General features: G+C 72.8%; 17 protein-coding genes and 1 pseudogene. 11 read left to right on the top strand and 7 right to left on the bottom strand.

Annotation, left to right across the window (positions count from 1 at the left end):
• From AB3X52_RS02915 to AB3X52_RS02885, 7 genes and pseudogenes are all read left to right on the top strand, one after another.
• Nucleotides 1-342, top strand: a pseudogene (locus AB3X52_RS02915) (Asp-tRNA(Asn)/Glu-tRNA(Gln) amidotransferase subunit GatB); the annotation flags it as partial.
• Nucleotides 343-414: 72 nt separating this feature from the next.
• Nucleotides 415-717: a hypothetical protein gene (locus AB3X52_RS02910; protein WP_367991275.1), complete on the top strand. Its 303-nt coding sequence runs from the start codon at nucleotides 415-417 to the stop codon at nucleotides 715-717.
• Between the two features lie 199 nt (nucleotides 718-916).
• Nucleotides 917-2,044: a prenyltransferase/squalene oxidase repeat-containing protein gene (locus tag AB3X52_RS02905; protein ID WP_367991274.1), complete on the top strand. Its 1,128-nt coding sequence runs from the start codon at nucleotides 917-919 to the stop codon at nucleotides 2,042-2,044.
• Nucleotides 2,045-2,056: 12 nt separating this feature from the next.
• Nucleotides 2,057-2,746: a hypothetical protein gene (locus tag AB3X52_RS02900; protein WP_367991273.1), complete on the top strand. Its 690-nt coding sequence runs from the start codon at nucleotides 2,057-2,059 to the stop codon at nucleotides 2,744-2,746.
• Entirely contained in the window at nucleotides 2,743-3,894 is a 1,152-nt protein-coding gene (locus AB3X52_RS02895; RefSeq protein ID WP_367991272.1) for an energy-coupling factor transporter transmembrane component T family protein, read from the top strand. Before AB3X52_RS02900 ends, AB3X52_RS02895 begins: the two co-directional genes overlap by 4 nt.
• Complete coding sequence (locus AB3X52_RS02890; RefSeq protein WP_367991271.1) at nucleotides 3,891-5,492, top strand: ABC transporter ATP-binding protein; 1,602 nt, start codon at nucleotides 3,891-3,893, stop codon at nucleotides 5,490-5,492. Before AB3X52_RS02895 ends, AB3X52_RS02890 begins: the two co-directional genes overlap by 4 nt.
• Entirely contained in the window at nucleotides 5,493-6,302 is an 810-nt protein-coding gene (locus tag AB3X52_RS02885; RefSeq protein ID WP_367991270.1) for an ECF transporter S component, read from the top strand.
• An 8-nt stretch (nucleotides 6,303-6,310) separates the two neighbouring features.
• On the opposite strand, the gene AB3X52_RS02880 is transcribed toward AB3X52_RS02885, so the two are convergent.
• The 7 genes from AB3X52_RS02880 to AB3X52_RS02850 all read right to left on the bottom strand — a co-directional run bounded on the left by AB3X52_RS02880 (nucleotide 6,311) and on the right by AB3X52_RS02850 (nucleotide 12,486).
• A complete protein-coding gene (locus AB3X52_RS02880; RefSeq protein WP_367991269.1) occupies nucleotides 6,311-7,240 on the bottom strand; it encodes an alpha/beta fold hydrolase in 930 nt (309 codons plus the stop codon).
• Complete coding sequence (locus tag AB3X52_RS02875; protein WP_367991268.1) at nucleotides 7,237-7,401, bottom strand: hypothetical protein; 165 nt, start codon at nucleotides 7,399-7,401, stop codon at nucleotides 7,237-7,239. Before AB3X52_RS02875 ends, AB3X52_RS02880 begins: the two co-directional genes overlap by 4 nt.
• A gap of 122 nt (nucleotides 7,402-7,523) precedes the next feature.
• Entirely contained in the window at nucleotides 7,524-8,390 is an 867-nt protein-coding gene (locus AB3X52_RS02870) for an EamA family transporter (protein ID WP_367991267.1), read from the bottom strand.
• A 77-nt stretch (nucleotides 8,391-8,467) separates the two neighbouring features.
• Nucleotides 8,468-8,863 (bottom strand): TA system VapC family ribonuclease toxin, encoded by a 396-nt coding sequence (locus AB3X52_RS02865; protein WP_367991266.1) that lies wholly within the window; start codon nucleotides 8,861-8,863, stop codon nucleotides 8,468-8,470.
• Complete coding sequence (locus AB3X52_RS02860) at nucleotides 8,860-9,090, bottom strand: hypothetical protein (protein ID WP_367991265.1); 231 nt, start codon at nucleotides 9,088-9,090, stop codon at nucleotides 8,860-8,862. Before AB3X52_RS02860 ends, AB3X52_RS02865 begins: the two co-directional genes overlap by 4 nt.
• 43 nt (nucleotides 9,091-9,133) lie before the next feature.
• A complete protein-coding gene (locus AB3X52_RS02855) occupies nucleotides 9,134-11,746 on the bottom strand; it encodes a glycoside hydrolase family 65 protein (RefSeq protein WP_367991264.1) in 2,613 nt (870 codons plus the stop codon).
• A complete protein-coding gene (locus AB3X52_RS02850; RefSeq protein WP_367991263.1) occupies nucleotides 11,743-12,486 on the bottom strand; it encodes an HAD family hydrolase in 744 nt (247 codons plus the stop codon). The genes AB3X52_RS02855 and AB3X52_RS02850 overlap by 4 nt, the downstream gene beginning before the upstream one ends.
• 19 nt (nucleotides 12,487-12,505) lie before the next feature.
• Between AB3X52_RS02850 and AB3X52_RS02845 the strand changes: the two genes are divergently transcribed.
• From AB3X52_RS02845 to AB3X52_RS02830, 4 genes are all read left to right on the top strand, one after another.
• Complete coding sequence (locus tag AB3X52_RS02845; RefSeq protein WP_367991262.1) at nucleotides 12,506-12,751, top strand: hypothetical protein; 246 nt, start codon at nucleotides 12,506-12,508, stop codon at nucleotides 12,749-12,751.
• Nucleotides 12,752-12,819: 68 nt separating this feature from the next.
• On the top strand, nucleotides 12,820-13,890 hold the full coding sequence (locus tag AB3X52_RS02840) for a WD40/YVTN/BNR-like repeat-containing protein (RefSeq protein ID WP_367991261.1): 1,071 nt from the start codon (nucleotides 12,820-12,822) through the stop codon (nucleotides 13,888-13,890).
• 104 nt (nucleotides 13,891-13,994) lie between these two features.
• On the top strand, nucleotides 13,995-15,842 hold the full coding sequence (gene ilvD / locus AB3X52_RS02835) for a dihydroxy-acid dehydratase (protein WP_367991260.1): 1,848 nt from the start codon (nucleotides 13,995-13,997) through the stop codon (nucleotides 15,840-15,842).
• Entirely contained in the window at nucleotides 15,839-16,864 is a 1,026-nt protein-coding gene (locus AB3X52_RS02830; RefSeq protein WP_367991259.1) for an FUSC family protein, read from the top strand. Before ilvD ends, AB3X52_RS02830 begins: the two co-directional genes overlap by 4 nt.
• Nucleotides 16,865-16,874 lie beyond the last annotated feature (10 nt).

The raw sequence follows: 16,874 nt of genomic DNA, 5'->3' as shown, positions 1-16,874 counted from the left end.
GAGCTCCCGGTCGGTCCGGCGGAGGTCGCGGAGGTCCAGAAGCTCGTCGACGCCGGGACGCTCAACGACAAGCTGGCCCGCCAGGTCTTCGAGGGCATGCTCGCCGGCGAGGGCACCCCGACCGAGGTGATCGAGAAGCGCGGGCTCGCGCTCGTCTCCGACGACGGCGCGCTCGGCGCCGCGGTCGACAGGGCGATCGAGGCCAACCCCGACATCGCCGCGAAGATCCGCGACGGCAAGGTCCAGGCCGCCGGGGCGCTCATCGGGCAGATCATGAAGGAGATGCGCGGCCAGGCCGACGCCGCGCGCGTCCGCGAGCTGATCCTCGAGAAGCTCGCCTGACGTCGAGTCGGCGTACATGTACGCCGACTCGATGGAGGTTTCCGCGGTCCATGGACGCGGAAGGATCCGGGCATGGCCTCTTCCGATGACGCCCCCGCACCCACCACCGCACGTGGCGACGGCGACCCCGGCGACACCGGCCCCGAGTCACCCTGGGGGCTGGTGGCCGCCGGGGGCCTCATCGCGGCGCTGGGCGGTTGGTTCGTGACTGCCTCCGGGGGAGCCGTCTGGGCGTGGGTCGTCCTCGGCCTGGGGGCTGCGGCCGTCCACGTCGGGCTCGTCGGGCTCGGGACGATGATCGGCCTCCGGCGTGACCGCTGGAAGCGGTCCGCTCCGCGTGGGACCGATGCGGGAACCGGGCCCCGAGGGGACTAGGATTCGGCCCGCAACTCAACAACCACCACGCCCGTGGCGGGGGAAGCCGGTCGAAGTCCGGCGCTGACCCGCAACCGTAGGCCGTCTGCCCCGCGCAGCGGCGAGCCGGAGCACCTGCCGCGACGCGTCGACCACCACGCTGCCGAGGAATGCTGCGGGTCGCCCTCGGGCCTCCCGCTGTCGCGGCGGGAAGGACACCATGAAGAAGCTGCCGGTCCTCGTCGTCGCGGGCGCGCTCGTCGCGCTCGCCGGATGCGGCTCCTCCGACGACTCCTCCGGCTCGGCCGGCACGGACTCGAGCACGCCGAGCAGCAGCACGTCGGCGTCGTACGACCTGAGCGCGCAGCAGCGCGCCGCCACGTGGCTCGCCGGTCAGCTCGACGGGGGAGTGGCGCACAACCGGCAGTACAAGTTCGACGACTACAGCCTCTCCGCCGACATCGCGTTCGGGCTCCACACCGTGTCGGGGCACGACGAGGACGTCCGAGCGGTGGCGAAGGCCGTCGCCGCCAACCTCAAGGCGTACGTCGCCCCCGGATACGGCACGCTGACCTCCGCGGGCTCGGCGGCGAAGGCGCTCGTCCTCGGGCAGGACGCCGACGCCGACACCGACGGGCTGGTCGCCACGCTCGAGCGCACGGTCACGACGAGCGGCCCGAGCAAGGGGCGGATCGCCGACCAGCTGGATCCCAAGGACAAGAAGGCCACCGACTACGCGAACGTGATCGGGCAGAGCTACGCCGTCCAGGCGCTCGCCGCGGCCGGCAGCTCCGACGCGGACGAGGCGACCGACTTCCTGCTCGAGCAGCAGTGCTCCGCCGGCTGGTTCCGGGTGACGTTCACCGCCGACCCGAAGGCCGCCGACCAGACCTGCGACGGCGACCCGAAGGCCACCCCGGACCCCGACGCCACCGCGTTCGCCGTCCTCGCCCTCGCGTCGCTGGAGGACGCCGACGACGACGTCACCGCCGCGCGCGACAAGGCCGTGGCCTGGCTGGAGAAGCAGCAGGCGGCCAACGGGTCGTTCTCGTCGGCCCAGCCGAAGGTCGCCAACGCGAACACGACCGGTATGGCCGGCTGGGCGCTCGGCACCGTCGGGGAGACCGAGGCAGCCGGCAAGGCGGCGACCTGGGTCGCGCAGCACCAGCTCGGCTGCGACGCCGGGAAGGCCGCCGGCGCGATCGCGTACGACGACAGCTCGCTCGCTCAGACGAGGGCGAAGGGCATCACGGTGAAGACCGAGGGGCAGATCCGGCTCGCGACCGCCCAGGCGCTGCCGGTGCTGCGGTGGCTGCCGGTCCACGCCGCCCCACAGGAGACCTGCTGAGGTGAGGCCGGCATGAGGCTGTTCGGCACGGCGGTCGCCGCGCTCCTCCTCCCGACGGCGTTCGCGGTCGGAGGAGCGGCGGCGTCCGCGCCCGAGCGGCCGGCCCTCGCCGACCCGGCGGGCGCCTGTCAGCATGGCCACGGCGTCACGGTCGTCCTCGAGCCCGGATCGCTCGGCGGCCGGACCGAGGTGAGCTGCGACGCCTCTGGCGGCGGGCGCACCGCCGCACGGATCTTCGCCGACGTCGGCCACGAGCTGAGGCCGGTGAGCTCCTCGCCCGACTTCGTCTGTCGGGTCGATGACCGCCCGGCGGACGCCTCCTGCGCGCAGGTCCCGCCCGCCGATGCGTACTGGTCGCTGTGGTGGTCGGACGGCAGCACGCCGTGGACCTACGCCTCGCTGGCAGCCGGTGGCCTCACCGTTCCCGACGGTGGCGCGGTCGCGTTCACCTGGGTCGACGGCCGTGACGACGGCACCCCGGCCACCCGGCTCGCCGGGATCGCGGGCAGTCCGAACGGCCCCGAGGCCTCCGACACGGCGACCCCGAGCGACGACAGCCCCGACGACAGCGCTGACGACAGCGCTGACGACAGCGCCGACGACTCGGGCGGCAGCCTCCCGGGCTGGGTGGCGCCGGTGGTGGTCGTGGTGATCCTGGGCGGCGCCGGAGGGGTGGCGTTCGCCCGGAGGCGTCGGCCGTGACCTCTGCGCCGACGCTGGCATCGGTGCGGGCGGGCTGGTCGGCCGCCCGGCTGCCGCGAGACCTCCACCCGGTCGCGTGGTGGATCTGGGGCATCGGGCTGGCGGCGTACGCCTCCTCGACGATCAACCCGTGGCTCCTGCTCGGCCTGATCGCGGTGGCCGGCCTCGTGGTCGCCGCCCGCCGCTCGGACCAGCCGTGGGCGGGGGCCTTCCGGCTCTACCTCGCGGTGGGCGCCGTCATCGTCGTGATCCGGGTGCTCTTCCGGGTCCTCCTCGGTGGGGTGCCCGGACACGTCCTGCTCGACCTGCCGGCCGTGCCGCTGCCCGGCTGGGTCCTGGGCATCCGGCTCCTCGGTCCGGTGACGCGGGAGGCCCTCCTGGCCGGCTTGTACGACGGCCTGCGACTCGCCGCGATCATCATCTGCCTCGGAGCGGTGAACGCGCTCGCCAACCCGAAGCGCCTGCTGCGCTCGGTGCCGCCGGCGCTCTACGAGGTGGGGACGGCGCTCGTCGTGGCCGTGACGGTGCTGCCGCAGCTCGCCGACTCGGTCCGCCGGGTCCGGGCGGCGCAGGCGCTCCGCGCCGGGGACACCCGCCGGGTGGGCCGGCTCCGGCGCTTCCTCGTGCCGGTGCTCGAGGACGCGCTCGAGCGCTCGCTCGCGCTGGCCGCCGGGATGGACACCCGCGGCTACGGCCGGTCCGGCACGCTGTCCGCCCGCGCCCGGCGTACGACGTCGGCGCTGATGCTCGTCGGACTCGTCGGCCTCGCCGCCGGGGTGTACGCCGTCCTCGACCCGACCACGCCGGACTGGCTCGCCCCGGTGATGGTGGTGGGCGGCCTCGCAGCCGCCGTCACGGGGCTCGCGCTCGCCGGTCGTCGGGTGGGACGCACCGTCTATCGACCCGATCCCTGGCGCTGGCCGGAGCTGACGGTGGTCGCCGCCGGGGTGGCCGCCGGTGCCGTCGGCTGGTGGGTCGGCCACCATGACGTCCGCGTCGCCTTCCCCGACCTCTCGACGTCGCCCACGGTCAGCCTGCTCGCGCTGGTCGGCGTGCTCGTGGCCGCCGTTCCGGCGCTCGCCGCGCCGGAGCCGGCGGTGCTCGAGCCCGACGTCGGCGCGCGGGACCTCCTCGAGGAGGCGGCATGATCGAGCTGCGCGGCGTGACCTTCGCCCACGACGGCGCGACCCCGGTCCTCGACGATGTCGACCTCACCGTCGAGGAGGGCGAGCTGCTGCTCGTCTCCGGGTCGACCGGGTCCGGCAAGTCGACGCTGCTCGGCGTCTTGAGCGGGCTCGTCCCGCGGTTCTCCGGCGGCACGCTCACCGGTGACCTGCTGCTCGACGGCGTCTCGATCCTCCACCGGCCCCCGCGCGAGCGCGCGGCGACGATCGGGTACGTCGGCCAGGACCCGGCCGCCGGCTTCGTGACCGACACGGTCGAGGAGGAGCTCGCCTACGGCATGGAGCAGCTCGGCCTCCCGCCTGCGACGATGCGGCGCCGGGTCGAGGAGACGCTCGACCTGCTCGGCATCGCGGACCTGCGCCACCGAGCGCTGCGGACGCTCTCCGGCGGCCAGCAGCAGCGGGTCGCCCTCGGGTCGGTCCTCACGATGCACCCGCGCGTGCTCGTCCTCGACGAGCCCACCTCCGCGCTCGACCCGACCGCCGCCGAGGACGTCCTGGCGACCATCACCCGGCTCGTCCACGACCTCGGCGCCTGTGTCGTCCTGGCCGAGCACCGGCTGGAGCGCGTGGTCCCCTTCGCCGACCGGATGGCGCTGCTCGCCGGCGACGGCCGGGTCCGGGTGGGGGAGCCCGCCGAGCTGCTGCGGTCATCGCCCGTCGTACCCCCGCTGGTGGAGCTGGGCCGCGTCCTTGGCTGGGACCCGCTGCCGCTCACCGTCCGCGATGCGCGGCGGCAGGCCCGCAGCCTCGGGCTGGGCGCGTCCTCCCAGCAGGCCTCGGCGCCGTGCGCCGACGCCCCGGGGCGCGAGCCGCGGTCGGCGCTCACGGCCCGTGGCCTGACGGTGCAGCACGGCAAGCGGGTCGTGCTCCGGGAGGTCGACGTGGCCCTTGCCGCCGGTCGCGTGACCGCCCTGATGGGCCGCAACGGCGCCGGCAAGTCGACGCTGCTCTGGACGCTGCAGGGCACCCGCGGACGGGTCGCGGGCGAGCTCGTCGTCGACGGCCGTGACCCCGCCCGCCTGGACGCCGCGGGACGCAGGGCGCTGGTCGGGCTGCTGCCGCAGACCGCCGCCGACCTGCTCTACCTCGAGACGGTGGGGGAGGAGTGCGCCGCCGGCGGGCCGCGGACCCGGGAGATCCTCGACCGGCTGGTCCCCGGCATCCCCGACGACCGCCACCCGCGTGACCTGTCGGAGGGACAGCGGCTCGCCCTCGCGCTCGCCCTCGTCCTGGCCTCCGACCCGCCCGTGGTGCTCCTCGACGAGCCGACCCGCGGCCTCGACTACGCCGCCAAGGCGGCGCTCGCCGGCATCCTGCGCGACCTGGCCGGGGCCGGGCACGCGGTCCTGGTCGCCACCCACGACGTCGAGTTCACCGCCCGGGTCGCCGACGACGTCGTCGTCCTCGCCGAGGGAGAGGTCGTCTCCGCCGGGGACGTCCGCCGCGTGGTCGCTGAGTCCCCGGCGTTCGCGCCCCAGGTGAGCAAGGTCTTCGGCCCCGGGTGGCTCCGGGTCGAGGAGGTCGTCGCCGCCGCGCGCGACCGTCGGGGCGTGGTCTGAGTGCGCGCCGTACGCGTGTCGCCGTGGTCGGCGGTGGTGCTCGCCGCCGCGTCGGTGGGCGGCCTGCTGATGCTGATGTGGCCCCTGCTCGTGCACGGCGACCGGGTGCAGCCGCCGTTCATCTTCCTCGCCCTGCTGCCCGTCATGATCGCGGTCGTGCTCGCGGAGCTGGGTCAGGGCGGGCTCGACCCGCGGGTGCTGGCCGTCCTCGGAGTGCTGAGCGCGATCGAGGCGGTGCTGCGCGGGATCTCCGCCGGCACCGCCGGCGTCGAGCTGGTCTTCTTCCTGCTGGTGCTCGCCGGGCGGGTGTTCGGGGCCGGCTTCGGGTTCGTGCTGGGCTGCACGTCGATGTTCGCCTCGGCGCTCACCACGGCCGGGGTCGGGCCGTGGCTGCCCTACCAGATGCTCGTCGCCGGCTGGGTCGGCCTCGGCGCGGGCCTGCTCCCGCGCCGGCTCGGGGGTCGTGCCGAGATCGCCGCGCTGGCGGCGTACGGCGTGCTCGCGTCCTACGCCTACGGCCTGCTGCTCAACCTGCAGGGCTGGCCGCTGCTGACCGGTGTCGCCGTGCCCGGCCACACCGGGAACCTCTCGTTCGACCCCACCGCCTCGTTGGGCGACAACATCGTGACGTTCCTGCGCTACACGGTCCTCACCTCGACCGGGAGCTGGGACACCGGTCGGGCGGTGACGACCGCGATCGCGACCGTCGTCCTGGGGCCGGCCGTCCTCACGACCCTGCGTCGGGCCGCCCGGCGCGCCACCGTCGTCGGGCGGATCGGTGGGCCGGCCGAGGGGTCGGTCGGCGGCTGACGGACGGGTCAGCGGCTGACGGAGCGCAGCACGTCGACGCGGCGGAGGAAGTCGACCAGCAGCTGGTGGACCAGGTCGGGCTGCTCCATCTGGACGAAGTGGGATCCGCGGATCTCGACGTAGGTCCCGTCGCGGACCTGCTGGGCGGCCGCGGCCATGTGGCGAGCGCCGGCGAGCACGTCCCACGTGCCGGCGACGAAGAGGCACGGCACCTTGATCCGCCGCAGCGAGACGCGGCTGTGGTGGGAGGTGCGGACGGCGAGGTGGAAGTACCACTCGACCGGGGTCGAGAGGAACTCCTGCAGCGCCAGCGCGGCAAGCTCGGGGTCGGGGACCTTGAACATGAGGCCGGTGTGAGCGAGCACGTCGATCAGGCGCGGGCCGACCTCGAGGCGCGCGGCGAGCGGAGTCAGGAGCCGACCGGCGACGCGCAGGACGCGTGACGCGGTGAGCGTGACCGCGCGGGCCGCCGGACGCGGCATCCGCAGCGGGCCCAGCGTCGTCGAGAAGGTGTCGCCCGGGACGCCGGCCACGGCGAAGAGCCCGCCGACCCGCTCGGGATGGGCGGCCGCCAGCTCGAACATCGTGGCCACGCCGACCGACCAGCCCATGACGACGGGCCGCTCGAGGCCGAAGTGGTCCATCACGGAGAGCGCGTCCTCGACGAACTGGTCGAGACCGACCTGCTCGGGATCGAGCGGGCGGTCGGAGCCTGAGGTCCCGCGGTGGTGCCAGGAGACGACCCGGACACCGCAGTCGGTGTGGAGCAGGGCCGGCCAGTTCCACGGCGAGGTGCCGAGCCCGTTGCAGAGCAGGACGGTGGGGCCGTCGATCACGCCGTCGGGGTCGTTGGTCCACGCGCGCAGCAGGGTGCCGTCGTCGGACATCACGTCGCGGAAGGCGACGGTCGACTCGACCACGGCGCGCGGGAGTGTCACGCGCCGATTCTGCCCGATCCCAGCTCGTGGAGGAACCGCTGGACCTCCTCACGCTCGTGTCGGCGCGCGACGAGCGCCGTGTTGGCCAGCAACGCGTTGTGGCGCGCCCGCTGTTGCGACTCGACGGGCCAGTGCCAGAACCAGTGGACGAGAGCGAGCATCGCGCAACTCCGGGGTGGGGGCCGGGTGGGGACGGGACGACCTTAGGCCGGTGCCGGCCGGCGGCGGGTCACGCGCAGGTGACCGTTGTGTGAATGACGTCTCATCGCCGGCGGCAGGCGGCTCAGTCCACGGGTCGCGGCGCGGAGGAGGTCCGGGTCGCGCCCACGCTCGCCGCCACGACGCACAGCACCGCGAGCCACTGAACGGCGCTCAGGCGCTCGCCGACCACGACCAGGCCGGCCAGCGCCGCGGCGGCGGGCTCGAGCGACATGAGGATCCCGAAGGTCGCCGGCGGTAGCGACCGCAGGGCGACGAGCTCGCAGCTGTAGGGGATGACCGAGCTGAGCACGCCCACCAGCGCCCCGAGCAGCCAGGCCCGTGGGGCGTCCGGCCCGCCGGCGTACGCGAGGGTGACGGGGCTGAGCCCGAGGACCGCCACCAGGGAGGCGACGGCCAGCCCGTCGAGCCCGGCCCAGCGGGCGCCCGTGGCGCGGCTAAGCAGGATGTACGACGACCAGGCGGCTCCCGCGAGGATGGCGAACCCGACCCCCGCCCAGGTGACCGTGCCCGGCTCGAGCCCGAGGGCCAGGACGCCGAGACCGGCGAGCAGCACCCACAGCAGGTCGCGGGGACGGCGCGAGCCCGCGATCGCGAGCGTGAGCGGACCGGCGAACTCGAGCGTCACCGCGATGCCGAGCGGGATGCGCGAGAACGACTGGTAGATGGCCCAGTTCATCAGGCCGAGCGAGGCCCCGAAGCCCACGACGACCAGCCAGTCACGCCGGGTTCGACCGCGCAGCGACGGCCGCACCCACGCCAGCAGCACGACGCAGGAGGAGAGCAGCCGCAGCCAGACGATCGTCGTGGGAGAGACCTCGTCGAAGAGGCTCTTCGCGATCCCCGCGCCGAGCTGCACCGAGCAGATGCCCACCAGCACCAGGAGAACCGGCGAGGCCCCGCGTCGACGCACGGGCAGGGCGGGACTCACCACCACACTGTAGGGGTGGCGACGGGGCGCTCAGCCCTCGCCCGCGCGGAGCGCGGCGAGGGGTCTGAGGCGGGCTGCTAGGGGATGAGGTCGACGTGCTGGGGGAGCGCCGCTGCCAACGCCTGGTCGAAGGTGGCCAGCCGCGCTCCGCGCTCTGCGGCCAGCGCGGCGAGGTAGGCGTCCGTGACCTGGCGATGTCCCACCACGTGTCCGAGGTCGGCGGCCGTGTAGGTCAGGGAATCAGCCCAGAACTCACAGCGCGTCGAGGCATACATGTCGGAGAGGACCGTCACTGCTGTCGCCCTGTGCTCTCCGAGACGGACGAGGAACCGGACGAGTGCGCCTTCCACGATGGGGCACAGCGCGATCCGTGCGACGCTCGCTGCCCATGCCGCAGCACGATCGTGGTGCTCGTGATCAGTGATCGTGAGTGAGATGAGCGCGTTCGCATCGAGCAGGTAGGTGTCGGTCACTCGTCATCCAGCGCGTCGGCCACGTCGTCGGCGGTGATCCGCTGCCCCACCGTGATCGCCGGCAGTCCACTCACCGGATCGGTGGTCACCTTCGTCGGCTCGCCCAGAGCAGCGAGCCCACGGGTGGTGAGGTCGGCGACGACGGCGGACAGGGACTGATGACGCTCCTTGGCGATCTCACGCACGCGGCGGTGGACCGCCGGCGGCAGGTCTGTGGTGGTTCGCATGTCCGCATCATATCTGCATCAGGTGTGATGCACGAGTGGGCAGTCATCGAGGCCCGCCCGCCTCGGGCACAGGCCCCGCGGTCTCTTCGCGCCGGGTGGGAGGCTCGGGGCCGAAGGCGGGGACGGCGTGGGCATGCTCCTGCTCGTAGTCCTCGGGCTCGATCGCCGCCGGCACCTGCGCGGTGATGGTGCTGCCGTCGGGCCGCGTGCCGCCGACGATCGGCCGCTCGCCGAGCTGGCCTTCGATGCGCGGGCCCTGGTCGGGCAGCGGGACGACGAGCGGCGCGCCCTTCGAGACGGTGTACGGCGTCCCGCGGACCGTGAGCGGCACCTCGGGGGTCGCCCCCTCGGTCTCGACGGTGAAGGACACCTCGTCGCGGGTGAGCAGCACCCTGATCCGAGAGCCACGCCAGGCGGTGCGGAAGCACATCGAGTCCCAGGTCTCGGGCAGCCGCGGGTCGAAGTAGAGCCCGTCGGAGTGGTCGCGGAGCCCGCCGAAGCCGTAGACGAGTGCGCTCCACACGCCCCCCGTCGAGGCGATGTGGAGGCCGTCGACGGTGTTGCCGTGCAGGTTGTCCAGGTCGACATAGAGGGCGTCGTGGAAGTAGCGCAGCGCGACCTCGTGGTAGCCGACCTCGGCGGCGATGATCGCCTGGACCACCGCCGAGAGGGTCGAGTCGCCGGTGGTGATGGGGTCGTAGTACTCGAAGTCGGCACGCTTCTGCTCGAGCGTGAACCGGTCGCCCTGGAGGAAGAGCGCGAGCACGACGTCGGCCTGCTTGAGGACCTGGAAGCGATAGATCACCAGCGGGTGGTAGTGCAGCATCAGCGGCCGCAGCGAGGCCGGGGTGCGGGAGAGGTCCCACACCTCCCGGGAGAGGAAGAGGTCGTCCTGCGGGTGGATGCCGAGGCCCTCGTCGAAGGGGATGTGCATCCCCTCGGCGCAGCGCTCCCACTCGGCGACCTCGTCCGCGTCGAGCCGCAGCCGCCCGGCAACCTGCTCGTACTCACGCGGGTGGTCGCGCTGGATCCGCGTGACGGCCTGCGCGGCCTTCTCGAGGTTGTAGCGCGCCATCACGTTGGTGAACAGGTTGTTGTTGACGACGGTGGTGTACTCGTCCGGCCCGGTCACCCCGTGGATGTGGAACGACGGCTTGCCGTTGTGGCGCCAGAAGCCGAGGTCGGCCCACATCCGGGCGGTCTCCACGAGGATGTCGATGCCCTCGCGGATCAGGAACCCGATGTCGCCGACGGCGTACACGTACTTCATCAGCGCGTAGCAGATGTCCGCGTCGATGTGCATCTGCGCGGTGCCGGCGGCGTAGTAGGCCGAGGCCTCCTCGCCGTTGATGGTGCGCCAGGGGTACATCGCGCCGTTCGACGCCATCTGCGCCGCGCGCCGGCGCGCGGCGGGGAGCATCACAGAGCGGAAGTGGAGCACGTTGCGGGCGATGTCGGGCTGCGTGTGGCACAGGAACGGGACGACGTAGACCTCGGTGTCCCAGAAGTAGTGCCCCTCGTAGCCGGAGCCCGTGACCCCCTTCGCCGGCACGCCGAGGCCGTCGGTGCGGGCCGTCGCCTGGGCGAGGGAGAAGAGGTTGAACCGGATCGCCTGCTGGACCGCCTGGAGCTCGGTCCCCGGGCCGCACACGTCGACGTCCGCGCGCGCCCAGAAGTCGGCGTACCAGGCCTTCTGGTCCTCGACGAAGTGCTCGAGACCGAGCCGGCGGACCCGGTCGAGGGTGCGGTCGCAGCGGTCGGAGAGCTCACGGGCCGGAACGCCGCGGGAGGTGTGGTAGGCGACGACCTTCTCCAGTCGCAGGGTGTTGCCCTCCGTGGCGTCGACCCGGAAGACCATCTTGGTCACGTCGTCCTCGGACCGCAGGACGGTGTCGACCGGATCGGGCGTCCGGATGTCGTGGTCGGCCGCGACCGCGATCGTCATCCCCGAGCGCGCGCACTGGTAGCCGAGCGCCATCCGGTCCTCGGCGGCGTAGCTCAGCCGGGGGAGCAGGACGCGGTCCTCGAACGCCGCCGCCTTCCGCGGGTCGGCGGCGCCGTGGCCGAGCGACTCCTTCGCGACGTGGTATTCGTCCTTCCCGTCCTGGCGGTTGAGGATCTGCGACGAGATCACCACGGGTGCGCTGCCGGTGAGCATCGTGACCTCGAGCGTCATGATCGCGAGGTGGCGCTGGGTCATCGACACCATGCGGGTCGAGCGGATGCAGACCCGCTTGCCGGACGGCGTCCGCCAGATGAGGTTGCGCTTGAGGACCCCGTCGCGGAAGTCGAGCACCCGCTCGTAGTCCTCCAGGTCGGCGGTGCCGAACGTGAGCGGCTCGTCGTCGACGTAGATCTTCATGACCTTCGCGTCCGGCGCGTTGACGATCGTCTGACCGGTCTCCGCGAAGCCGTACGCCGCCTCGGCGTGCCGGATCGGCCAGGTCTCGTGGAAGCCGTTGATGAAGGTCCCGTGGGCGTACGCCGGACGCCCCTCCTCGGGCGTCGCACGCATGCCGAGGTAGCCGTTGGCGACCGAGAAGAGCGTCTCGGTCAGCCCCAGGTCGTCGGGGGAGTAGCTGCGCTCGACGAGGCGCCAGGGGTCGATCGGGAAACGGGCCCGGTCGAGCGGGTCGGGGCCGACGCCGGTCTTCATCGCGCACCTCCGGGGACGAGCTCGGCGAGGTCGCTGACGACGAGCGTGGCGCCGGCGGCGGCGAGGGCCTCGCGGCCGGCGCCGCGGTCGACCCCGACCACGAGGCCGAAGCCGCCGGCGGCGCCCGCGCGGACGCCGGAGACGGCGTCCTCGAGGACGACCGCGTCGGCAGCAGCCGCGCCGAGCTGCTCGGCGGCGAAGAGGAAGGTGTCCGGCGCGGGCTTCCCGGCCAGCCGGTGCTCCGTGGCGACCGCGCCGCTCACGATCGTCCGGAACCGGTCGACCAGTCCCGCCGAGGCGAGCACGCTCGGCGCGTTCGCCGACGACGAGACCACGCCGAGCGGGGTCCCGAGGCCGCGCAGGTGGTCGAGGAAGGCGACCGAGCCGGGGTAGGCCGCCACGCCGTCGCGGGCCAGGACCTCGTTGAAGGCGTCGTTCTTCCGGTTGCCGAGCCCGCAGACGGTCTCGGCCTCCGGCGGGTCGTCGGGCGTGCCCTCCGGCAGCGTGAGGCCGCGCGAGGCGAGGAAGTCCCGCACGCCGTCGTAGCGTGGCTTGCCGTCGACGTAGGCGTAGTAGTCGGCGTCGGTGTAGGGCGCCTGCTCGGGCGCCCTGTCATGGAGGTAGTCGTTGAACATCTCCGCCCACGCCCGCATGTGCACCACCGCTGTCGGCGTGATGACGCCGTCGAGGTCGAAGAGGACCGCGGCGTACTTCTCCCAGCTCACCTGTCCGGTGTCCATGCCTGAAAGGCTAGGGGTAATGGCCAGCCGACCGCAGTATCCGGAGCGCCGTGCCAGGCGATGCGCCCGGCTGATCGGCGCTCGGTCGGCGATCCGGGCCAGGCTCGCAGCGCTCGCCTCGCGGCCGGGCGTGGTGGGCGGCAAGATCCACGACACGCGGATCGCGGCGATCTGCTTGGGCCATGAGGTGACCGAGCTGCTCAGCGCGGCACGCGACTTCGGGCTCTTCCCGGAGCTCGTCGTCCCGAACCCGCTGGCCGGATGAGGGGCGGCCCCGTGCGCTTTTGCCCGTGAAGGGTCGCCATTTCCGTGCCGCAGGTTCATCGTGGAGGCATGGCTACGGTGCTGTTGGTCGGGACGCGCAAGGGGCTGTGGATCGGGACGTCGGACGACGCCCGGGAGGAGTGGGCCTTCAGCGGTCCGCACCACGACATGGAGGAGATCTACTCCGCGATGGTCGAGCCGGGCACCGGCCGTTTGCTCGTCGGGGCCTCCTCCCTCTGGCTCGGGCCACTCGTGCGGGCCTCCGAGGACGGCGGGAAGACCTGGAGCGAGGCGTCGGTGAAGTTCCCCGAGGACGTCGACGAGAGCGTCTCCCGGATCTGGCAGCTCCAGCCGGGGCCGCTCCCCGGCACGATCTGGGCCGGGACCGAGCCCGGTGCGATCTTCCGCTCGACCGACGCCGGCCGCAGCTTCGCGCTCGAGCGGGGGCTGTGGGAGCACCCCCACCGGCCGCAGTGGAACGCCGGCTTCGGCGGGCAGGCGTTCCACACGATCCTGCCGCACCCGACCGACCCCGACTCGGTGACCGCGGCGATCTCCACTGGCGGCGTCTATCAGACCCGGGACGGCGGCAAGAGTTGGGAGGCGCGCAACCAGGGGATCCGGGCGGTCTTCCTGCCCGAGGGGCAGCAGTTCCCCGAGTTCGGACAGTGCGTCCACAAGGTGGCCCGGCACCCTGCCGCACCGCAGCGGCTCTACCTGCAGAACCACGGTGGGGTCTACCGCTCCGACGACGAAGGGCTCACCTGGACCTCGATCGCCGAGGGGCTGCCGACCGACTTCGGCTTCGCGATGGTCGTGCACCCGCACGAGCCCGACACGATCTTCACCTTCCCGATCGGCGCGGGTGAGAGCCGGTATCCACCCGAGGGGAAGGCGAGGGTCTGGCGCTCACGGGACGCCGGCGGGACGTGGGAGCCGCTCGACCACGGCCTCCCCGAACCGTTCTACGTCGCGGTCATGCGCGACGCGATGTGCGCCGACGACCACGACCCCGCCGGGCTGTACGTCGGGGCGCGCAACGGCTCGGTCTGGGCCTCGCACGACGCGGGGGCGACCTGGTCGCAGATCGTCCACGACCTGCCGGACGTGATGGTGGTGCGCGCCGCCCGCACGGCATGAGCCGGTGGCGGGCTCGCCCGACCCGTGACGCTGGCCGCCGGCGTACTCGTCCACGTCCGGAGCAGGCGGAGGAGGCGTCCCGCTCGCAGGGTTAGCCTAGGACCATGCCGACTCTTCGCTCCGCGACCTCGACGCAGGGACGCAACATGGCCGGGGCTCGCGCGCTGTGGCGCGCGACCGGAATGACCGACTCCGACTTCGGCAAGCCGATCATCGCGATCGCCAACTCGTTCACGGAGTTCGTGCCGGGTCACGTCCACCTGCGCAACCTCGGCAAGATCGTCGCCGACTCCGTCAAGGAGGCCGGCGCGGTGGCGAAGGAGTTCAACACGATCGCCGTCGACGACGGCATCGCCATGGGCCACGGTGGCATGCTCTACTCCCTGCCCAGTCGCGAGCTGATCGCTGACGCGGTGGAGTACATGGTCCAGGCGCACTGCGCCGACGCCCTGGTCTGCATCTCCAACTGCGACAAGATCACGCCCGGCATGCTGCTGGCCGCGCTGCGCCTCAACATCCCGGTCGTCTTCGTCTCCGGCGGCCCGATGGAGGCCGGCAAGACGACCGCGATCGAGGGCATCGTCCACGAGAAGCTCGACCTCATCGACGCGATGATCGCCAGTGCCAACGACGCGGTGAGCGACGAGCAGCTCTCGACCATCGAGCAGTCCGCGTGCCCGACCTGCGGCTCCTGCTCGGGCATGTTCACCGCCAACTCGATGAACTGTCTCACCGAGGCGATCGGGTTGTCGCTGCCGGGCAACGGTTCCACCCTGGCGACCCACGCCGCCCGCAAGGGGCTGTTCCTCCAGGCCGGCCGCACGATCGTGGACCTGGCGAAGCGCTACTACGAGCAGGACGACGAGTCCGTCCTGCCGCGCAACATCGCCACCCACGCGGCCTTCGAGAACGCCTTCGCACTCGACGTGGCCATGGGCGGCTCCACCAACACGGTCCTTCACCTGCTGGCCGCCGCCCGCGAGGCCGGCATGACCTTCAGTGTGGACGACATCGACGCGGTCTCGCGCCGCGTTCCCTGCCTGTCCAAGGTCGCGCCGAACAGCCCGAAATACCACATGGAGGACGTCCACCGTGCGGGCGGCATCCCCGCCATCCTGGGCGAGCTCAACCGGGCCGGCCTGCTCAACACCGACGTCCACTCGGTGCACAGCCCCGACCTGCAGAGCTGGCTGGACGAGTGGGACATCCGGGGCGGCAAGGCCTCCGAGAAGGCCGAGCAGCTGTTCCTGGCCGCGCCGGGCGGCGTGCGCACCACGGAGCCGTTCTCGACCGAGAACGTCTGGGCGTCCCTCGACGTGGACGCCGCCGAGGGCTGCATCCGTGACCGCGCGCACGCCTACACCGCCGATGGCGGCCTCGCCATCCTCAAGGGCAACCTGGCCCCTGAGGGCTGCGTGGTGAAGACCGCCGGCGTGCCGGAGGAGGTCTGGACCTTCCAAGGCACCGCCCGGGTCTTCGAGTCCCAGGAGGCCGCGGTCCAGGGCATCCTGGACAAGACCGTCGTCGAGGGCGACGTGGTCGTGATCCGCTACGAAGGCCCCAAGGGCGGTCCGGGCATGCAGGAGATGCTCTACCCGACGTCGTTCCTCAAGGGCCGCGGTCTGGGCCAGAAGTGTGCGCTCATCACCGACGGCCGCTTCTCGGGCGGCACGAGCGGCCTGTCGATCGGCCACATCTCGCCCGAGGCGGCCGGGGGCGGTCTGATCGCGCTGGTCGAGGACGGCGACCCGATCGCCATCGACATCCCGAACCGCTCGATCCGGCTCGAGGTCGACCAGCTCGTCCTCGACGAGCGGCGGGCCGCTCAGGAGAAGCGCGACAAGCCCTACACCCCGCTCGACCGGCAGCGTCCGGTCTCGGCGGCGCTACGGGCCTATGCGTCGATGGCGACCGCCGCCTCCGACGGCGCCTACCGCCGCGTCCCTGAGTGACCTCTGGGTTGAACAACGACTTCGTCGCCCGGCTCATCGCGTTCGGGCCGCACGACGGCGCCCACCGGGTGGCCGTGCGTGCGTGCGTGTCGATCGTCGTACCCCTCCTGGTGGTGCAGGCGACGGGGCATGCGCCCTGGACGATCTATGCGGCCTTCGGTGCCTTCACCTCGCTCTACGGCCGTGAGCGGGTGGACCGCAGCCGGCTGTTGCTGCAGGCGGAGGCCGGGCTCGTCCAGGTGGCCTGCGTCGTGCTCGGCGTCCTGGTCGGGACGAGCGACCAGCGCGCCTGGCTGGCGGTCCCGATCGCGGCGATCGTGGCGACCCTCGCCGCCGCCCGGTCGTCCTTCGCCGGCTGGCATCCGCCCGGTTCGCTCTTCCAGATCTTCGCGTTCGCGTCGGTGGCGTCGGTTCCCAGCCACCTGGGTGACGTCGGCACCGGTGCCGCGGTCGCCGGGGCCTCGGCCGCCTTCGCCGTCCTGGTCGGGGCGGTCGGCTCCCTGCAGCGTCGCGTGCGTGGCTATGGCGTGGTCTCGATGAACCGCCCGATCGGCGGCGCGCTCGAGGGTGTGTGGCCCTATGCGCTGCAGGCCGGTGTCGGCGTGCTCGTCGCCGGCGCGATCGCCACCGGCGTCGGGATCGGCCGACCGTACTGGGCGATGGTGGCCGCCGTCGTACCCCTGGCTGCGCGCAACCTGACCGCCCAGCTGGTCCGCGGGCTGCACCGTATCGTCGGCACCGGACTCGGTCTGCTGGTCGCGTGGGCGCTGCTGGCGCTGGACATCCGGGGGATCGCCCTGGTCGCCGTCATCGCCGTCCTCCAGGCCGCGGCCGAGCTGCTGGTCGGTCGCAACTACGCGCTCGCCCTCGTCTGGGTGACCCCGCTGGCGCTGCTGATGGTGCATGCCGCCGCACCCGTGCCCACCGACCAGTTGCTGGCCGACCGCGGTCTGGAGACCCTCATCGGCGCGGTGATCGGGATCGTGATCGGCTACCTCACGCGGCCTCGCCTGAGGTTCTGAGCCCGAGGTC

Source organism: Nocardioides eburneus (assembly GCF_040838215.1).
Lineage (GTDB): Bacteria > Actinomycetota > Actinomycetes > Propionibacteriales > Nocardioidaceae > Nocardioides > Nocardioides eburneus.
Note: the sequence above shows the minus strand (reverse complement) of the source record. Positions and strands in the feature narration are given on the sequence as shown.

Bases quoted from the DNA above. Each gene is read 5' to 3' on its own strand.
- AB3X52_RS02855 (WP_367991264.1), bottom strand. From the start codon at position 11,746: ATGAAGACCGGCGTCGGCCCCGACCCGCTCGACCGGGCCCGTTTCCCG.
- AB3X52_RS02905 (WP_367991274.1), top strand. From the start codon at position 917: ATGAAGAAGCTGCCGGTCCTCGTCGTCGCGGGCGCGCTCGTCGCGCTC.
- AB3X52_RS02840 (WP_367991261.1), top strand. From the start codon at position 12,820: ATGGCTACGGTGCTGTTGGTCGGGACGCGCAAGGGGCTGTGGATCGGG.
- AB3X52_RS02900 (WP_367991273.1), top strand. From the start codon at position 2,057: ATGAGGCTGTTCGGCACGGCGGTCGCCGCGCTCCTCCTCCCGACGGCG.
- ilvD (WP_367991260.1), top strand. From the start codon at position 13,995: ATGCCGACTCTTCGCTCCGCGACCTCGACGCAGGGACGCAACATGGCC.
- AB3X52_RS02875 (WP_367991268.1), bottom strand. From the start codon at position 7,401: ATGCTCGCTCTCGTCCACTGGTTCTGGCACTGGCCCGTCGAGTCGCAA.
- AB3X52_RS02845 (WP_367991262.1), top strand. From the start codon at position 12,506: ATGGCCAGCCGACCGCAGTATCCGGAGCGCCGTGCCAGGCGATGCGCC.
- AB3X52_RS02850 (WP_367991263.1), bottom strand. From the start codon at position 12,486: ATGGACACCGGACAGGTGAGCTGGGAGAAGTACGCCGCGGTCCTCTTC.
- AB3X52_RS02890 (WP_367991271.1), top strand. From the start codon at position 3,891: ATGATCGAGCTGCGCGGCGTGACCTTCGCCCACGACGGCGCGACCCCG.
- AB3X52_RS02910 (WP_367991275.1), top strand. From the start codon at position 415: ATGGCCTCTTCCGATGACGCCCCCGCACCCACCACCGCACGTGGCGAC.
- AB3X52_RS02860 (WP_367991265.1), bottom strand. From the start codon at position 9,090: ATGCGAACCACCACAGACCTGCCGCCGGCGGTCCACCGCCGCGTGCGT.